The 17,761-nt window shown below is 63.6% G+C and carries 15 protein-coding genes; 12 read left to right on the top strand and 3 right to left on the bottom strand.

All coding sequences use genetic code 11. The features are described from left to right. Positions 1–109: 109 nt before the first annotated feature. Positions 110–601, bottom strand: coding sequence for a group III truncated hemoglobin (locus ACZ5WT_RS12545; RefSeq protein WP_464284132.1), 492 nt, complete (start codon positions 599–601; stop codon positions 110–112). Beyond that, positions 598–1,200: a helix-turn-helix transcriptional regulator gene (locus ACZ5WT_RS12540; RefSeq protein WP_464287201.1), complete on the bottom strand. Its 603-nt coding sequence runs from the start codon at positions 1,198–1,200 to the stop codon at positions 598–600. The genes ACZ5WT_RS12545 and ACZ5WT_RS12540 overlap by 4 nt, the downstream gene beginning before the upstream one ends. A 160-nt stretch (positions 1,201–1,360) precedes the next feature. Here ACZ5WT_RS12540 and ACZ5WT_RS12535 point away from each other — a divergent pair, with 160 nt between their 5' ends. The 4 genes from ACZ5WT_RS12535 to ACZ5WT_RS12520 all read left to right on the top strand — a co-directional run bounded on the left by ACZ5WT_RS12535 (position 1,361) and on the right by ACZ5WT_RS12520 (position 3,324). Then, on the top strand, positions 1,361–1,963 hold the full coding sequence (locus tag ACZ5WT_RS12535) for a superoxide dismutase (RefSeq protein ID WP_464284131.1): 603 nt from the start codon (positions 1,361–1,363) through the stop codon (positions 1,961–1,963). Positions 1,964–2,058: 95 nt separating this feature from the next. Continuing rightward, positions 2,059–2,397: a ferredoxin FdxA gene (gene fdxA, locus ACZ5WT_RS12530; protein WP_464284130.1), complete on the top strand. Its 339-nt coding sequence runs from the start codon at positions 2,059–2,061 to the stop codon at positions 2,395–2,397. Beyond that, positions 2,394–2,945, top strand: coding sequence for a flavin reductase family protein (locus tag ACZ5WT_RS12525; RefSeq protein ID WP_464284129.1), 552 nt, complete (start codon positions 2,394–2,396; stop codon positions 2,943–2,945). The genes fdxA and ACZ5WT_RS12525 overlap by 4 nt, the downstream gene beginning before the upstream one ends. A gap of 97 nt (positions 2,946–3,042) precedes the next feature. Beyond that, on the top strand, positions 3,043–3,324 hold the full coding sequence (locus tag ACZ5WT_RS12520; RefSeq protein ID WP_464284128.1) for a DUF6894 family protein: 282 nt from the start codon (positions 3,043–3,045) through the stop codon (positions 3,322–3,324). Positions 3,325–3,373: 49 nt separating this feature from the next. Here the strand turns inward: ACZ5WT_RS12520 and ACZ5WT_RS12515 are convergent, their stop codons facing one another. Beyond that, entirely contained in the window at positions 3,374–4,396 is a 1,023-nt protein-coding gene (locus ACZ5WT_RS12515; protein WP_464284127.1) for a sulfate ABC transporter substrate-binding protein, read from the bottom strand. Positions 4,397–4,697: 301 nt separating this feature from the next. On the opposite strand from ACZ5WT_RS12515, the gene ACZ5WT_RS12510 reads away from it, so the two are divergent. From ACZ5WT_RS12510 to ACZ5WT_RS12475, 8 genes are all read left to right on the top strand, one after another. Continuing rightward, positions 4,698–9,404 (top strand): NAD-glutamate dehydrogenase, encoded by a 4,707-nt coding sequence (locus ACZ5WT_RS12510; protein WP_464284126.1) that lies wholly within the window; start codon positions 4,698–4,700, stop codon positions 9,402–9,404. Positions 9,405–9,485: 81 nt separating this feature from the next. After that, the gene (locus ACZ5WT_RS12505) at positions 9,486–11,555 is read left to right on the top strand and encodes an ATP-dependent helicase (RefSeq protein ID WP_464284125.1); all 2,070 of its coding nucleotides are present in this window, start codon (positions 9,486–9,488) and stop codon (positions 11,553–11,555) included. Between the two features lie 86 nt (positions 11,556–11,641). Continuing rightward, positions 11,642–12,589, top strand: a complete 948-nt coding sequence (locus tag ACZ5WT_RS12500) for a class 1 fructose-bisphosphatase (protein ID WP_464284124.1) — start codon at positions 11,642–11,644, stop codon at positions 12,587–12,589. A gap of 140 nt (positions 12,590–12,729) precedes the next feature. Beyond that, on the top strand, positions 12,730–13,995 hold the full coding sequence (locus ACZ5WT_RS12495) for an AGE family epimerase/isomerase (protein WP_464284123.1): 1,266 nt from the start codon (positions 12,730–12,732) through the stop codon (positions 13,993–13,995). Positions 13,996–14,111: 116 nt separating this feature from the next. After that, positions 14,112–14,984: a carboxylating nicotinate-nucleotide diphosphorylase gene (nadC, locus tag ACZ5WT_RS12490; protein WP_464284122.1), complete on the top strand. Its 873-nt coding sequence runs from the start codon at positions 14,112–14,114 to the stop codon at positions 14,982–14,984. After that, on the top strand, positions 14,984–15,814 hold the full coding sequence (gene cysQ / locus ACZ5WT_RS12485) for a 3'(2'),5'-bisphosphate nucleotidase CysQ (protein ID WP_464284121.1): 831 nt from the start codon (positions 14,984–14,986) through the stop codon (positions 15,812–15,814). Before nadC ends, cysQ begins: the two co-directional genes overlap by 1 nt. Before the next feature lie 128 nt (positions 15,815–15,942). After that, positions 15,943–16,491 (top strand): PadR family transcriptional regulator, encoded by a 549-nt coding sequence (locus ACZ5WT_RS12480; protein WP_464284120.1) that lies wholly within the window; start codon positions 15,943–15,945, stop codon positions 16,489–16,491. A 16-nt stretch (positions 16,492–16,507) separates the two neighbouring features. Continuing rightward, positions 16,508–17,758 carry an efflux RND transporter periplasmic adaptor subunit gene (locus ACZ5WT_RS12475; RefSeq protein WP_464284119.1) on the top strand — a complete coding sequence of 417 codons (1,251 nt, stop codon included), beginning with the start codon at positions 16,508–16,510 and terminating at the stop codon, positions 17,756–17,758. The last annotated feature ends 3 nt before the right edge of the window (positions 17,759–17,761 follow it).

Genomic DNA, 17,761 nt, shown 5'->3' with positions numbered 1-17,761 from the left:
GTCAAATGGAGATTTTGGTTGGCGCGCGCGACCGCTCAGCACCGGGACAGGAGAATCCTGTGCTTCGAGGCGCATGAATACCGGGAGATGCGGCCGACATTCGTCGCCGCTAGCGCGGCGGCGACCAGAGCGGGGTTTCACGCTCAAGCGGCCCCAGGCGGGTAATATCTTCGCCCCGGCGCATCGCGATGTTCATGCGGAACGAATTACCGATGCGCTCGGAGCGCTCAATGAACAGGGCCGCGATGTCGGGCGGGCACAATTCCTCGACCGTGCGGCGGAATAGAGCGAGCCACCGCATGAAATGCGCGTCGGACAACTCGGGGATGGCCATATGCTTGGGCATGGGACGCCCTGCATAGCGCCCGGTGCCCAGCAGCATGGAGCTCCAGAAATCGGCGATGACGGCGAGATGGTGCGGCCAGCCCTCGGGCGGAATGACCCGGTTGAACACCGGACCGATCACCGGATCGCGCCGCGCGTCATCGTAAAACCGGTCGACCACCGCACGGATCATCGTCTCGTCGAGACCTTCGGGTGTTTCCCAGCCGACGCGCACATGGCGCGTGCCGACGGGCGGACGGGGATTGTCCTCGCTCATGGCTTGGCCTCGCGAATGGAATAGCTGCAACGACGCCCGCCCATGACGATGTGCTCGTCGCGCTGCACCTCCGCCTCGGGCCCCAGAACCGAGCGGAACACGTCGAGTTCGGCGCGGCAGAAGCCCTGACATGCGGTGGCCGCAGCGCAAATGGGGCAGTGGTTCTCGATCAGCACCAATGAGCCATCCGCTTCCTCGCGCCAATCAGCCATATAGCCTTCGGCGGAACGAAGATCGGCCAGCGCGGCCACCTTGTCGCGCAGGCTCATGCTGTCGGCGACGACGGATTCGTAACTGGCGCGGGTTTCGGCCTCGCGGACGGAGATCAGCGTGTCCAGGGCATCCTCGCCCAGCGAAGTCCGGATGATATCAAGCAGTTGCACCGTCAGCGCAGCATGAGTGTCCGGGAAGCGCGATTGAGCGGCTGGGGTCAGGCTCCAGCTTTGGGTGGGACGCCCTACCCCCTTGGCTTCGCTGACCGCGGCGACAAGGCCTTCATCAGCGAGCCGCGCCAGTTGCTGCCGGGCGGCTTCCCCCGTCGTGCCGAGCAAACCGCCCACCGCGGAGGCCGACAGCGCGCCATGCATCTTGAGGACCATCAGCACACGTTCGGCCGGGCTGCGGGGCGACCATGCTTGATTTTCCAAGTTCAGGCTTGACATATTTGGGCTGGAGGTTTTCAAAGTCATTGCTTGGAAATTAAACGGCGCGCCGCAAAAATGCAAGCGCGCTGGCCTGAACCGAAATCGGAGCAATAAAATGGCCTTTGAACTTCCCGCCCTTCCCTATGCCCCCGCCGCCCTTGCTGAGCGTGGCATGAGCCAGGAGACGCTGGAGCTGCACCACGGCAAGCACCATCAGGCCTATGTGACGGCTCTCAACGGGTTCGTCGAAAAGAACGCGGACCTGCAGGGCGAGTCGCTCGAAGAGATCATCGCCTTCGTCAACGGCAAGGCCGACATGGCACCGGTGTTCAACAATGCCGGCCAGCACTGGAACCACATCCACTTCTGGAATGCCCTGTCGCCCAAGGGTGGCACCCTGCCCGGCAAGCTTGAGGCCAAGATCATCAGTGACCTGGGCTCGGTCGAAGCATTCAAGGATGCGTTCAAGACCGCTGCAACCACCCAGTTCGGTTCGGGCTGGGCCTGGCTCGTGCTGGGCACCGACGGCAAGCTCAAGGTGACCAAGACCGCCAATGGCAGCAATCCGCTGGCAACCGGCGAAGGCAAGCCGCTGCTCGGCCTCGATGTGTGGGAGCACAGCTACTATGTCGACTTCCGCAATCGCCGCCCGGACTATGTGACCAACTTCCTCGACAAGCTGGCCAACTACGAGTTCGCCGAAGCCAACCTGGGCTAAGCACCTCACTCCCACCACACGCGATGTCATCCCGGCCCTGCGCCGGGATGACACGGTGGGCGTGGCTGCGCTTGCGCGAATAATCGAGATTCTCAATGACTTACGTCGTTACCGAAGACTGTATTGCCTGCAAGCACATGGATTGCGTCGAGGTTTGCCCCGTCGACTGCTTCTATGAAGGCGAGAACATGCTGGTCATCAGTCCGGACGAGTGCATAGACTGCGGCGTTTGCGAGCCGGAATGCCCGATCGACGCCATCAAGCCGGACATGGAACCGGAGATTGCACCATGGGTTGAACTCAATCGCAAATATGCCCGGCTGTGGCCGAACATAACCGAAAAGGGCGCCGTTCCGGCCAACGCAAAGGCCATGGAAGGCGTGCCCAACAAGCTCCGCGACCTGTTCTCCGAACAGCCCGGAGAAGGATCGTGACGGAACTGATGGCAGACTTTGACTTTCCCGACACGATGCGACTGCACCCGCCGCGACAGCCGGTCATCGACGGGACCGAATTCCGGGCCACCATTTCGGCCATGGCATCCAGCGTTACCGTCGTCACGTCGGGACGGGGCGACCAGCGCATCGGGCGCACTGTCACCTCTATGCTGTCGCTGTCGGCCAATCCGCCGACCCTGCTGGTCTCGATTGATATCATGAGCCGACTGGCAGATGTCATTGCCAAACAGGGCAGCTACTCGCTGGCCCTGCTGGCCGACGACCAGGCCGCTGTCGCCAATGCCTTTGCCGGCCGCATCGAGCCGGCCGATCGGTTCGAGACCGCGAGCTGGAGCACCTGGCCCTCGGGCAATCCCATGCTGCTCGGCGCTGTAACTGCGTTCGATTGCGAAGTCGTCGGCTCCATCGAAACCGGCACGCATGTGCTGTTTGCCGGTGCCGTCATCGAAGCGGAGACCACGACCAGCCGGGTTCCCCTGATCTGGCAGCGGCATCGCTATCGCGGCATCACCGATCTCGATTAAGCCGCACAAAGGTGCCAAGCTGGCGGCACCAACCAATTCCGCTGCCCCCGCAACTCTCCCGCGGGTGCGGCATTAACCTCCGGTGAGGGAGGCGCTGATGCCTCGGTTCTATTTTCACTATCGCACCGACGACGAATTGATCCGCGATACGGATGGCAGCGAACTGCCGGACCTCGAAGCCGCCGAGCACAATGCAGCGGCGCTTGCCAAGGCGATCGTCGAACATGCCGCCAGCACCGGCGGGGATACGCGCGTGCCCCGCTCCATCGAAATCACCGACGCGGCGGGTGAGGAGCTGCTCTACCTGGTGTTCTGGGCTGGTCCCAAGTCCGGAACGGCAGACGGCGATGAGCCGATCAAGGCCGAGACGATACACTAGGCAACAAAACGCCGGCCCCGAGGGCCGGCGTTTTCATCTTGGGGCGAGATCAGGGGCCAGCGTAGATCTGGTCGAAGATGCCGCCTTCTCCAAAGAACGCCGGCTGGGCTTCGCGCCACCCGCCGAAATCCGCGATGGTCACCAGGTTGACCTCACCGAACCGCGCCAGATCTTCAGGCGCAGCGGCTTCAGGATGGAATGGGCGGTAGTAGTTGGCTGCGGCGATCGCCTGGCCTTCATCGGAATACAGATACTTCAGATAGGCCTCTGCAAGATCGCGGGTGCCCCGCTTGTCGACGATGCCATCGACAACGGCAACCGGCGGTTCAGCCAGGATCGATACGGAAGGTGTCACGATCTCGAAGGCATCGGGTCCAAGTTCCTCAAGCGCCAGGAAGGCCTCGTTTTCCCAGGCGAGCAGCACATCGCCAATGCCGCGCTGCACGAAGGTGGTGGTGGATCCCCGCGCGCCGGTATCGAGCACTGGAACGTGCTTGTAGAGATCGGTCACGAAGGCCTTGGCAGTTTCGTCGCTGCCACCCGGCTGCGCCTTGGCCCAGGCCCAGGCCGCCAGCAGGTTCCAGCGTGCGCCGCCCGAAGTCTTAGGATTTGGCGTGATCACCTCGACGCCTTCCTTCACCAGATCACCCCAATCGGCCAGCCCTTTAGGATTGCCCTTGCGGACCAGGAACACGATGGTCGAGGTGTAGGGCGCGTTGTTGTTTTCGAACGTGCCGCGCCAGTCGGGGCGGATGAGATTGGTACCGGCATCGACAATGGCGTTGATGTCGCTCTCGAGCGCCAGCGTGACCACATCGGCCTCGAGCCCGTCGATAACCGTGCGGGCCTGCGCCCCCGAGCCGCCATGGGTGACGCGCACCACGACAGTTTCGCCCGTAGTCTGTTGCCAGTGAGCGACGAAGGCGGCGTCAAATTCTTTGTAGAGTTCGCGGGTCGGATCGTAGCTGACGTTGGTCAGCGTGCGTTCCTGCGCGTGGGCCGTGACCACGAGGCCCAGCGCCAGCGAGGCCGCAAGGGCGGTGTAGGCCAGGAATTTGGTCGGGTTCTTCATCTCTGTCTCCCGGTGAGATCAATGATTAAAAGACTACCAGATCAATAGGGTATCACAAGGCGCGGACGATCGGGGATCAGGGGGCACGAGAAAACAGTTTGCTTCGAATTGCCACCTTCCGAGAAAATGATCGCCAAGGCGGGTCGAAACAACAGTCGCGCGCAAATTCATTCCAGAAGCTCCGCGACACCCAGACCGAGCAGTCTTATCGCCTTTTGCGCCCAGCGCCAGTAGGCGAACGGACTGGAGACAGCTGGAGTGCCTGTGCCTAGACTGCAATGGCGAGTGTGGGAGTCGTTACATGGAACTGGGCCAATCAAATCGACCGGCATTGCTGGATCGGGCCAACGCCTTGCTATCTGAAGATGCCAACTTTTCCAGGTTCTTTGCGGCCGCAATCCTGGCCACCGACAGCGACGACCTGGATCGCCAGTCGCCGGCGGAGTTCGAGGCCGTGCTCCGACAGTCCTATCAGCGCCTGCTGAGCTATGATGGCGACACCAGCCAGCTGACCGCGACGCCACCGCAAAAGTCCGGCGACCCGCTGGTGCTCGATATCATTTCGCCTGACATGCCGTTCATCGTCGATAGCGCCCTGGCAGCGGTCCGCGCCGCCGGTGGCTCGGTGCGCCTGTTCACCCATCCCGTCGTGCGGGTAGACGGGGCGACTGTCGGCACCATGACCGGCCGCGCGCTGAGCGTGCTGCATATTCACAGCGACCCGGTTGCCGATATCGACGCCCTGGTCAGCGAAATCGGCACCACGATGGCCGATACGACGCGCGCCGTGCGCGACTGGCAGCCGATGCTCGACCGTCTGCGCCGGGCCATTGCCGACCTCGAGAAGAGCCCATCGGCGGCCCAGCGCGAGGAGCCGCTGAAGTTCCTCGATTGGCTGATCGAGCATAACTTTACCTTCCTCGGCATGCGCGCCTACAGCATTTCGGGCGACGAGCTGGTGCCCGTGGACGAAAGCGGGCTCGGCATCTTGCGCGATCCGGATGTCCGCGTGCTGCGCAGCGGCCCGACCTTTGTCGAGACCACGCCCCAGCATACCGCATTCATGGCGTCGGACGAACCGCTGCTGATCACCAAGGCCAATGTTCGTGCCCGCGTGCACCGGCGCGTCCACATGGACTATGTCGGCATCAAGACCTATGGGCCCGATGGGCAGGCCATTGGCGAATTGCGCGTCGTCGGGCTGTTCACGGCGCAGGCGCAGTCCACGCCGCACACCGACGTGCCGATCATCCGGCGCAAGATCGCCGAGGTCATGCACCGATCGGGCTTCGATCCGCTCGGCCATGACGGGCGGGCCCTGCTCAGCGCCCTCGATAGCTATCCCCGCGATGAGCTGTTCCAGATCGATGTCGATCAGCTGTTCGAATTCTCGACGGCCATTGCCGGGCTGTATGACCGGCCGCGCGTGCGGGTTCTGCCGCGCATTGACCGCTTCGATAATTTCGTCTCCATTCTCGTCTATGTGCCGCGCGACCGCTACGACGGCGAAGCGCGCGCGCGCATCACGCGCTACCTGGCGCAGGTCTATGACGGGCGCGTATCGGCCTTCTATCCCCACTTTCCCGAAGGCGATCTCGTGCGGCTGCATGTCATCATCGGCCGCATTGCCGGACCGACGCCTCGCCCAAGCCGTACGGAGCTGGAAGCGCGCGTTGACGGGCTGACCTCCAACTTCGGTGACGTTCTGCTCGCCACCGCGCCCGATCCGGCGATGATCAGCGATTATCGCGGGGCGTTTTCAACTGCCTATCAATCGCGCAATACGGCGGCCGACGCCCACGACGATATCGCCGTGCTGCGGACCCTTGGCGATGGCGCCGGTGTTGCCATCCGTCTGCGCGAAACCGGCGGCGCCGATGGCTCGCTGGGACTCAAATTCTACCACCGCGAGAGCGCCATTCCCCTGAGCGACCGCGTGCCGATGCTTGAGGCCTTCGGGTTCCGGGTGATCGACGAACGCACTTACACAATCATCCCGCGTGATGGCGTTGAGCGCTACCTGCACGACATGGTTCTGGAGCCCTCGGACGGCGTCGCGCTTGCCGTGGCGACCCATGGAGCTGCGGTCGAAGAAGGCCTGCTAGCAGTATGGAACGGGCTCGCCGAGAGCGACCAGCTCAATGCGCTCGTCACCCGCACCGAACTGGGCTGGACCGATGCCGCCCTGTTGCGGGCGCTGTCGCGCTATCTGCGTCAGGTCGGCATTTCATATTCGCAGCGCTATATCGCGCAGGTGCTCGTCACCCAGTCAGAGGCCGCGGCGGCATTGGTCGCGCTGTTCAAGGCCCTGCACGATCCCAGCACCGACAATCATGAGGCCAGCGCAGACGCCGCCCGCCAGCGCATCATGGCCGCCCTCGACGCCATGGCGTCGCTCGACGAGGACACCATCGTTCGTCGCTTCCTCAATCTGGTGGAAGCCTCACTGCGCACCAATGCGTTCCAGCATGAGGCCGATGGCGGACGCAAACCAGCGCTCGCCATCAAGTTCGATAGCGCCCTGGTCGACGGCATGCCCGCGCCCCGCCCCTACCGCGAAATTTCGGTCTATTCACCGCGCGTCGAGGGCGTGCATCTGCGCTTTGGCGCCATTGCCCGCGGCGGCTTGCGCTGGTCCGACCGGCCGGAGGATTTCCGCAAGGAAGTTCTGGGGCTGGTCAAGGCACAGCAGGTCAAGAACGCCGTTATCGTGCCGGTTGGCGCCAAGGGCGGCTTCGTACCCAAGCGCCTGTTCCCGGGCATGGCGCGCGAGGCGTTCCAGGCCGAGGGCGCTGAGGCCTATTCCATTTTCATCGGTGCACTGCTCGACGTCACCGACAACCTGATCAACGGCACTGTCGTGCCACCACGGGACGTCGTGCGGCGCGATGGCGACGATCCCTACCTGGTGGTTGCTGCCGACAAGGGCACCGCGAGTTTCTCGGACCGGGCTAATGGCATAGCCATCGCGCGCGGCTTCTGGCTGGGCGACGCCTTCGCTTCAGGCGGCTCGGCCGGCTATGACCACAAGAAGATGGGCATCACGGCACGCGGCGGCTGGGAGGCGGTCAAGCGCCACTTCCGCGAAATGGACCGCGATATCCAGCGCGAGCCCTTCACGGTGGCCGGCGTTGGCGACATGAGCGGGGACGTGTTCGGCAATGGCATGCTGCTGTCGCCGGAAATCCGGCTGGTAGCGGCCTTCGACCACCGCGATATCTTCATCGACCCCACGCCGGACCCGGCTGCGAGCCTGGCCGAGCGGCAGCGCATGTTCGCCCTGCCCCGCTCCAGCTGGCAGGATTATGACAAGGGCCTGATCTCCGCGGGCGGCGGCGTGTTTTCCCGCAGCCTCAAATCGATCCCGCTCACCCCGCAGGTGCAGGCGACGCTGGGGCTTGAAGTCAGCCATGCCACACCGGCAGAGGTCATCCGCGCCATACTGAAGGCCGAGGTGGATCTGCTGTGGTTCGGCGGCATCGGCACCTACATTCGCTCCACGCTGGAAACCGACGCCGAAGTCGGCGACCGCTCCAATGACAGCATTCGCGTCACCGGCAACGACGTGCGGGCCAAGGTGGTTGGCGAAGGAGCCAATCTGGGCGCGACGCAACGTGGCCGCATCGAATATGCGCTCAAGGGAGGCCGCATCAACACCGACGCCATCGATAATTCGGCGGGCGTCAATTCGAGCGACCTTGAGGTCAACATCAAGATCGCCGTCGCACCGCTTCTGGCCGATGGCACGCTGACCGACGAAACGCGCAAGGCGTTCCTCGCCAGCATGACCGATGAGATCGCGGCGCTCTGCCTGCGCAACAACTACCTGCAGGGCCTCGCGCTTTCCCTGGCCCAGCGTGCCGGGCTGGCCGAACTGCCCAGCCACCGTGCCCTGATGGAGCAGCTGGAAGGCCGCGGCCTGCTGGACCGGGACGTTGAGTTCCTGCCCAGTCCCGCCGCCGTCGAGGCCCGCGCCGCCCAGGGCATGGGGCTGACCCGCCCCGAACTGGCGGTGCTGTTGGCCTATGCCAAGATGACGCTGTACGCCGACCTGCTGGACAGCACGGCCATCGACGACGACTACCTGGCCGGCGAGCTCTACCGCTACTTCCCCGAAACGCTGCACCAGGCCTACCCGGACGCAGTGGCGCAGCATCAGCTGAAGCGCGAGGTGATTGCTACCGTCCTCGCCAATGCGATGATCAACCGCGGCGGGCCTGCCTTTGTCAGCGAAATGACGGCGGCAACCCGCGCCAGCGCGGGCGAAGTCGCCCTCGCCTATGCCGCCACCCGCGACATCTATGGGCTGCCTGAAATCCACACGATGATCGATCGCCTGGACGGCAAAGTATCCGGCGAACTGCAGCTGTCGCTTTATGCCGAGGCCATGGCGCTGCTGCGCATGGAAACGCTGTGGTTCCTGCGCAATGCCGACGTCACCACCGGCATTGCCGGGCTGGTGCAGCGCCAGCATGCGGGCGTCAACCGGCTGCGCGCGCTGCTGCGGGACACCATGCCCCAAGCCTTGATTGACCGCGTATCCAAACGCGTCGTGGACCTTTCACTGGTGGGGGTGCCCGAGACGCTGGCGCAACGCATCGCCGACCTCTCCGTGCTGTCCTTTGCCAGCGATATTGTGCAGGTCAGCGAGCGCAGCCAGGTCAGCGTCCCCGACGCCGCAACCGCGTTCTTCGCCGTGTTTGATACATTTGGCCTGCTCAGTGCCATCGAACAGGGCCGCGCCCTCACGCTCCCCGACCGGTTTGACCGCATGGCGCTCGACCGCGCCCTGGCCAACTTGATGCGTGCGCAGCGCGACCTGACTGCCGACGTCCTCAAGGCCGATAGCGGTCCGGTCGCAGGGCGGCTCGAAGCGTGGAAAGCTATGCAACAGGCCGGTATCGAACGCACGGCAGCAGCAGTCGCAGAACTGACCCAGGGCGAGCTGACAGTGTCCCGCCTGTCGGTCGCAGCCGGTCTGCTCGCCGACCTCGCACGCGAAGTGTGATCGGGCACAAGCCCGCTCACCCATTGCGAACAAAACCAGAATGCATTCCTGTGAGGCTTTCCGTCTCACAGGTCTCGATTCGTGCTCGCCAGCCCCTCCTATCTCGATACGCTCAACCCCGAGCAGCGCCGCGCGGTTGAGCACGGCGTTGGAGAGGCGCGCCCCGGTCCCCTGCTGGTGATCGCGGGCGCAGGGTCGGGCAAGACCAATACGCTGGCCCATCGCGTCGCCCACCTGCTGGTCAAGGGCGCCGATCCGCGCCGCATCCTGCTGATGACCTTCTCGCGCCGTGCGGCCAGCGAAATGAGCCGCCGGGTCGAGCGCATCGCCGCCAAGGTTCTGGGCAGCGGCTCGGGTGTCGTTACCGATGCCCTCACCTGGGCAGGCACCTTCCACGGCATCGGCGCGCGGTTGCTGCGCGAACATGCGACCCAGATCGGGCTCGATCCGACCTTTACCATTCACGACCGCGAAGACTCGGCCGACCTCATGAATCTGGTTCGCCACGAGCTTGGCCTGAGCGAGGCCAAGAGCCGATTCCCGACCAAGGGCACATGCCTCGCCATCTATTCGCGCGTCGTCAACGCGCAGGGCGACCTGGCAACCGTGCTACAGGAAACCTTCCCTTGGTGCGCCATGTGGGAACAAGAAATCCGCCAGCTTTTCGCAAGATATGTGCAAGCAAAGCAGCAGCAAAACGTGCTCGATTATGACGACTTGCTGCTCTATTGGGCAGGCATGATGGACGACCCGCGCATGGCAACCGAGGTCTCCGCGCGGTTCGATCATGTGCTGGTGGACGAATATCAGGACACCAACAAACTGCAATCGTCGGTACTGCTGGCGATGCGGCCCGAGGGGCACGGTCTCACCGTCGTGGGTGACGACGCCCAATCGATCTATTCGTTCCGCGCGGCAACAGTGCGAAATATCCTTGATTTTCCAACGGCTTTCAGCCCGCACGCCGACATCGTCACCCTCGATCGCAACTACCGGTCCACCCAACCGATCCTCGGAGCGGCTAATGCGGTGATCGAACTGGCCACGGAGCGTTTCACCAAGAACCTGTGGACCGAGCGCCAGTCCGACGCTAAGCCGCTCCTGGTCACCGTGCGCGACGAAGCCGATCAGGCCCGCTATGTCGTCCACAAGGTCCTGGAAGCCCGAGAAGGCGGCATGTCCTTGAAAAATCAGGCCGTTTTGTTCCGTACGTCGAGCCACTCGGGCCCACTCGAGATCGAACTGACGCGGCGGAACATCCCCTATGTCAAATTCGGCGGGCTCAAATTCCTCGACGCCGCGCACATTAAGGACCTCCTGGCCATCATCCGCTGGGCCGAAAATCCGCGCGACCGGGTCGCCGGGTTCCGCGTGCTGCAACTGCTGCCAGGCGTCGGCCCCGGGACGGCCGGCAAAGCGCTCGATGCCATGGCGACCGGCCCCGATCCGATCTGGGCGCTGGGAGAAATCCCCACGCCGCTGCGGGCGGGCGAAGGCTGGACGGCGCTGGTCGAATTGATGCAGCGGCTGGCAAAACGGGGTACCGGTTGGCCAATCGAACTCGGCTATGCCCGGCTCTGGTACGAGCCGCTGATGGAGCAGAATTACGAAGACGCCGAGGTGCGCAAGCAGGACATCCTGCAGCTCGAACAGATCGCCTCGGGCTATCCCAGCCGCGAGCGCTTCCTGACCGAACTGACGCTGGACCCGCCGGATGCCACCTCCGACCAGGCGGGCGTGCCCCTGCTGGACGAAGACTACCTGATCCTCTCGACCATCCACTCGGCCAAGGGCCAGGAGTGGAAGGCCGTGCATGTGCTCAATGTGGTCGATGGGTGCATTCCGTCCGACCTCGGCACCGGCTCGACGCATGAACTCGAGGAAGAGCGGCGGCTGCTCTATGTGGCAATGACCCGGGCGCGGGACGAGCTGAACCTGATCGTGCCGCAGCGCTTTTTCGTGACCCAGCAGCATCGCCATGGCGACAAGCACATGTATGCCCAGCGCACGCGGTTCATCCCTCGGACGATGGTTCCGCTGTTCGAAGACATCCTGTGGCCGCCGGTAACGCCGGCCTATATCGAGGGTCTGTCCCCTGCTCCGGTGCGCATGGATATTGGCGCACAGATGCGCAACATGTGGACCAAGTAGCGGATCTTCCATACCAAAGTCGCCTTGCGTAGATAGCAGTGCGGAGTCACTGGTAAGCTCCCCTTCCCGAGCAACCGAGTGTATCGATGACCACGCTTTCAGAGTGGCTTGCCGCCCAACCTGTCGACCCCAAGCTGGCTTCGGTTGTCGCCACAATGGCCGCTGCCATCGCGGAGATCGCCGGAGTTTTGCGCGTTGCGCCGATCGCCGGGCAGACGGGGCTGGCCGGGGCAACCAACGTGCAGGGCGAGGCGCAAAAGGCCCTCGACGTGATCTCAAACGACATTGTTTTGAATCACATAGGCCAAAATCCCGAGATTTCGATTCTGATTTCGGAGGAGATGGATGAAGCCGTTCATTTCCAGAATCAGGGTGCTTATCTGGTGGCGACCGACCCGCTCGATGGCTCTTCAAATCTCGACGTAAACGGTGCTGTGGGCACGATTTTTTCGGTGCTCAATTCCGCTGGCGGCCTCCTTCAGCCGGGCACGGCCCAGCTGGCAGCCGGTTATGCCGTCTTCGGGCCTGCCACGGCGCTGATCCTGACCTTTGGCGCTTCGGTCGCGGTGTTCACGCTCGACAACGAAGGCGCCTACCTGCTGACCAATGACCGGGTGCAGGTGCCGGTCGCGTCGGCTGAATATGCCATCAACACGGCACGAGAACGGTTCTGGGACGACGCCACTCGCGGCTATGTCGCCGAGAATGTCGCTGGCGAAACCGGCCCTGCCGGCAAGCGCTACAACATGCGTTGGGTTGGCTCGATGGTCGCAGACATCCACCGCATCCTGATGCGCGGCGGCATCTTCATGTATCCGCTCGACAGCGAGACCGTGAGCAAGGGCGGCCGTCTGCGCCTGCTCTACGAGGCTAACCCGATGGCCATGCTGATGGAGGCCGCCGGGGGCCTGTCGACGACCGGACGCGGACGCATTCGCGATGTGGTGCCGACCAGCATCCACCAGCGTGTTCCCGTGATCACCGGCTCCGCCGAAGAAGTGCGCCGCGTCGAAGCCTGGTACGCCAAAAGCTGATCTCAAATGGCCGCCCCGCAAGGAGCGGCCAACCATACCGCGGGACGACCGTGACTTCCGTTCGATCCCAAATTGCAACGTTGCGATTGCCCGGCTATAGCTCCGTCTGATGCACCGGCGCCGTGCCGGGAGGAGCCACCATGACTGACGCCAGCCTGCCGAAGACCAATTCCAGCCCTTGGCCAAAGCGGCCGTTCCATCGGCAGTACCTGATGCGGCAGGCCAACAACCTGTTCGACTTCTTCCAGGCGCCCTCGATCAACCCCAAGGGCGGCTTCTTTGAGCTGGACGACGACGGCAATCCGATCGATGCGGCCAATTCCACGCGACAGATCCACGGCACGTGCCGCATGGTGCATTGCTTCGCCATTGGCAGCCTGATCGGCCGTCCAGGTTCCGACGAGATCGTCGACCACGGCATGCGCTATCTCTGGGAGCATCACCGCGACAAGAAGCATGGCGGCTATGTCTGGTCGCTCGATGACAACGGCCCCAAGGACGACAGCAAGCAGGCCTATGGCCATGCATTCGTGCTGCTGGCGGCATCGAGCGCGAAACTGGTGGGCCACCCGCTGGCCGACCAGATGCTGGCCGACATTACCGAGGTGATCGAGAAGCGCTTCTGGGACGACAAGGTCGGAGCGGTGCGCGAAGAGTTCAACAACGATTGGAGCGGCAACAGCACCTATCGCGGCCAGAACTCCAACATGCACTTGACCGAGGCGCTGATGGCCGCCTTTGAGGCGACTGGCGACAAGGGCTATCTCCGCAAGGCCGAGCGCATTGCTGAGCTGATCATCGCCAAGCATGCCATGCCGCTCGGGCATCGTGTGGCCGAGCATTTCGACGAGAACTGGGTGCTGGACAAGGATTATCTGGGCTCGGAAATGTTCCGCCCATCGGGCGCAACGCCGGGCCATTGGCTGGAATGGGCGCGCCTTCTCTATCAGCTGTGGGTGCTGGGCGAGAAGCGCATCTCGTGGATGACCGGGGCGGCGCGCGAGCTGTTCCGCCAGTCGATCGACCTCGGCTGGGACAATGTCCAAGGCGGGTTCTTCTACACGCTGGATTGGGACAATAAGCCCATCATGCGCGAGAAGCTGTGGTGGCCGGTCAGCGAGGCGATCGGGGCCGCCGCCTATATCAGCAGCTTCGACACCACGCACGACTATTTCCAGAGCTGGTATCGCAAGCTCTGGGACTATGCCGAGAACCACGTGATCGACCACGAGCGCGGCGGCTGGCTGAGCGAACTCAAGGAAGACCTGACGCCAACCTCGCGCCTGTTCGTCGGCAAGCCGGACATTTATCACGCGCTGCAGGCCTGCCTGATCCCGCTCTACCCGTCGACCGGGAGCCTCACCAAGGCGATCATCGAAGCGGACCACACACAGAAGAATATCTAGATCAGCGGGTTTGTTCTGCGGGCACGTCCCGTGGAGCAAATCTGTGCCTCGGCGGGCTGTTGCCACCGGAGCGGGGGGCGCGTACATCACGCCCGAGTTTTGGAGGACCACCGCCGATGTCGCTTTCAGATCGCCTGCCCGCCCAGTTGCCGCGGCTGCTTGTCGAGCGCGCCGTCGCAGCAGCCCTGGAGGAAGATCTGGGGCTGGCGGGCGATCTCACCAGTCAGGCGACCTTGCATCCGGACGCCCGGGCAACGGCCAGTCTTTCGGCGCGTGAGCCCGGCGTCATCGCCGGGCTTGATCTGGCGGCGGCGGCATTCCGGCTGGTCGGTGATGGTGTCACGTTCGAGCCCAAAGTGGCGGATGGCGACCAGGTTGCGGCCGGCGCGGTGATCGCCACCGTCAGCGGCCCTGCCCGGCTGGTCATGTCGGCCGAGCGCGTCGCCTTGAACTTCCTCAACCACATGAGCGGCATCGCCACGCTGACACGGAAATTTGCCGACGCGGTTGCGGGCACTGGCGCGCAAATCTGCGACACTCGCAAAACGACGCCGGGCATGCGCGCTTTCCAGAAATATGCCGTGCGCTGCGGCGGCGGGGCCAACCACCGCTATTCGTTGGATGACGCCATTCTCATCAAGGACAATCATATTGCCGTCGCCGGCAGCGTGACGGCAGTATACAAGGCCGCCGAGGCCTTTGCCGGTCACCTGGTATCCATCGAGATTGAGGTCACCAACCTCGCGGAGCTCGAGGAAGCGCTGGCCGCCGGCGCGCGCGTCATCATGCTCGACAATATGGACAATGACCTACTGCGGCAGGCCGTGGCGATCAATGCCGGGCGCGCCCGGCTGGAGGCCTCGGGGGGCGTCAAACTCGAACGCGTGCGCTCGATCGGCGAGACGGGCGTGGACTATATCTCCACCAGCCAGATTACCATGGCCGCGACGCCACTCGACCTCGGGCTTGATGTGGTGGTGGAGCGCTGATGGACGCCAGCCTGCAGGCACCAACCGATGCTCGTTTGACGAGCCTGGCGCTTGAGGCGGCGCGGGCCGCCGCGCGGGTGATCCTCGATGTGTATGCCCGCCCGATCAGCGCGGTGACCAAGGCCGATGGATCGCCGGTGACGGAAGCAGATGCGGCTGCGGAGGCGGTAATCCTCGACTACCTCAAGCCCACTGGCATACCCGTTCTGGGCGAGGAGAGTGTCGCGGCCGGTATTATCCCGGAACTGGGCGACCGGTATTTCGTGGTCGACCCGCTGGATGGGACCAAGGAATTCATCAAGCGGAACGGCGAGTTCACGGTCAATATTGCGCTGGTCGAAGACGGGGTGCCTGTCATGGGCGTCGTTTTGGCGCCAGCCACCGGAGAAACCTTCGTCGGCGATGCCTCTGGAGCCTTCTTCTGCAACTCACTCGCCGAGGTGGATGACGGGCGGAAGGCCCTGATCGTCTCCGCGCCAAAGCGCCTGCGCATCGTGGCGAGCCGTTCGCATGGCCACGTCGCCCTCGCCGCCCTTTGCGAGACGCTGGAAGTCGAAGCTGACGTGTCGGTCGGCTCATCGCTGAAGTTCTGTCTGCTGGCGCGCGGCGATGCCGAACTTTACCCGCGCTTCACCCCAACTTCCGAATGGGACACGGCGGCCGGTCAGGCTGTGCTAGAAGCCGCAGGCGGAGCAGTGGTGACGCTGGATGGGGCCCGGATGACCTATGGCAAGCACGCCCTGGGGTTCCTCAATCCCTACTTCGTCGCAGCAGCCAGCACCGAATTGGCCCAGCGCGCCGCCGCGGAGATGACGCGTATTCTGGCCTGAGGCGAGCCATGCAACTTCGCCTTAACTGCTCTCTGAGCCATGCAGACGCAAAACTTGCGTCATTCCAGCCAGGCATATAAAGAACCGGCATATATCGGCCCGACATATGGTGCCGATGGAGTCAGCGCATGAATGTCAGGACCCTTTGTCTCTCGATCCTCTATGAGGGCGAGGCGACCGGATATGAAATCCGGCGACTTTGCATAGAGGGCGAGTGCTCGTATTTCGTGGAAGCCAGCTTCGGCTCGATCTATCCGGCACTGGCGCGACTTGAGGACGATGGCCTCGTCACCAGCCGTACCGAACAACAATCGGGCAAACCGGCGCGCAAAGTATATTCGATCACCGGCGAGGGCCGTGCCGCGTTTGCCGCGGAGCTGACTGAGCCGCTGGAAGACGACATGTTCCGCAGCCCGTTCCTGCTCTTTGCCCGCTTCGCGCACATCTTGCCGCGCGAACTGGTTGAAATGCGGGCCAACGAATATCTGAACAGACTCGTCGAATCTCACAAGCAAATGAGCGCTGTGCTTGCGGATCGTACTAACCACGCCACCGATACGTGGGTCATCAACTACGGTCGCGCAATAATGGAGGTTGCCGAAGAACACATGCGCACCCATATGCACGATCTGATCACAATGGCGCGAGCCGAACCCAAAAAAGACGCAGCCGAGTAATAGGGGCTAAACTACAATGCGTGCACTGTTTTCCTACGGCCTGGCCTTCCTCATCCTGGTTATGGCGGGCCTGTGGCTGGCAACTGGAACACTTGTCGTGGGCGGCAACGGCCCGGGCAAGGGTGAGCGGGCGATCATCTCTGTCATCGAAGGCGAAGAGCATGGGCCGATCGCAACCACGCTGGCCGATGCCGGGGTGCTCGCCCAGCACGAACCTAGCCACACCGCTGACCCCTCCCTGACCATTGCTCAGCGCAATGACGCTGAAATGGGCGCCAAGACGGCCCTGCAGTCGGTTCGCACCTCAACCTACACCGCTCAGCCAATGGCCATCGAAGTGCCGCTTCGCGGCCGCACCCAGGCCAAGGCGTCGGTTGGCGCCGTCGCGGAGACGCCCGGCATCGTCGACGTCGTGCACGTGACCAAGGGCCAGCGCGTCGCCGTCGGCGACAAGCTCTGCACGCTTGACCAGGGCACGCGCGCTGCCGCCGTGGCGCAGGCCAAGGCCGGTCTGGCCCAGGCGGAAGCGACCCTGGCGCAGGCGCAGGCTGATTTCGATACCAATGCAGAACTGCGCGGCAAGGGCGTTGCTGCCGCGAACACTGCGCGCCAGCTCGAAGTTGGGCTGACCGCCGCCAAGGCCGCTGTAACCGGCGCCAAGGCCGGGGTAGACAATGCCCAGGCCGAACTCGACCGCACCGAGATCGTGGCCAAGGTCGCCGGCGTCGTGCAGGATCCGATGGCAGTCGCCGGTTCGATGCTCGGCCAGGGCCAGCCCTGCGCCACGATCGTGCAGCTTGACCCGATGGTCTTCGTCGGCCAGGTGCCGGAAGCCCGCATTGCCCTCGCAAAAACGGGCCTTGAGGCCAAGATCACCACCGTTACCGGCCAGGAAAGCTCTGGCAAGGTCACCTACATTTCGGCAACCGCCGATCCGGCCACCCGTTCGTTCCCGGTCGAAATCGAACTGCCTAACAGCGACTACTCGATCCGCGATGGCATCACCGCCACCGCCACCGTCAATATGGGAACCGCCCCCGCGCACCTGGTGCCGCAGTCGGTTCTGACCCTCAATCCCGATGGCGTTCTCGGTGTCAGCACCGTTGTGAATGGCATCGTCAAGTTCTTCCCCGTCACCATCGCAAGCGACACCCGCGACGGCGTTTGGGTTCTTGGTTTGCCTATCTCGGCCGACGTCATCACCGTTGGCCAAGAATACGTATCGGACGGCCAGGCCGTCGCAGCTACCAACGTAACCGCGAGCTGATAC

Source organism: Devosia sp. T2-14 (genome assembly GCF_055397495.1).
The sequence above is the reverse complement of the archived record's forward strand: the minus strand, read 5'-3'. Positions and strand labels throughout refer to the sequence as shown.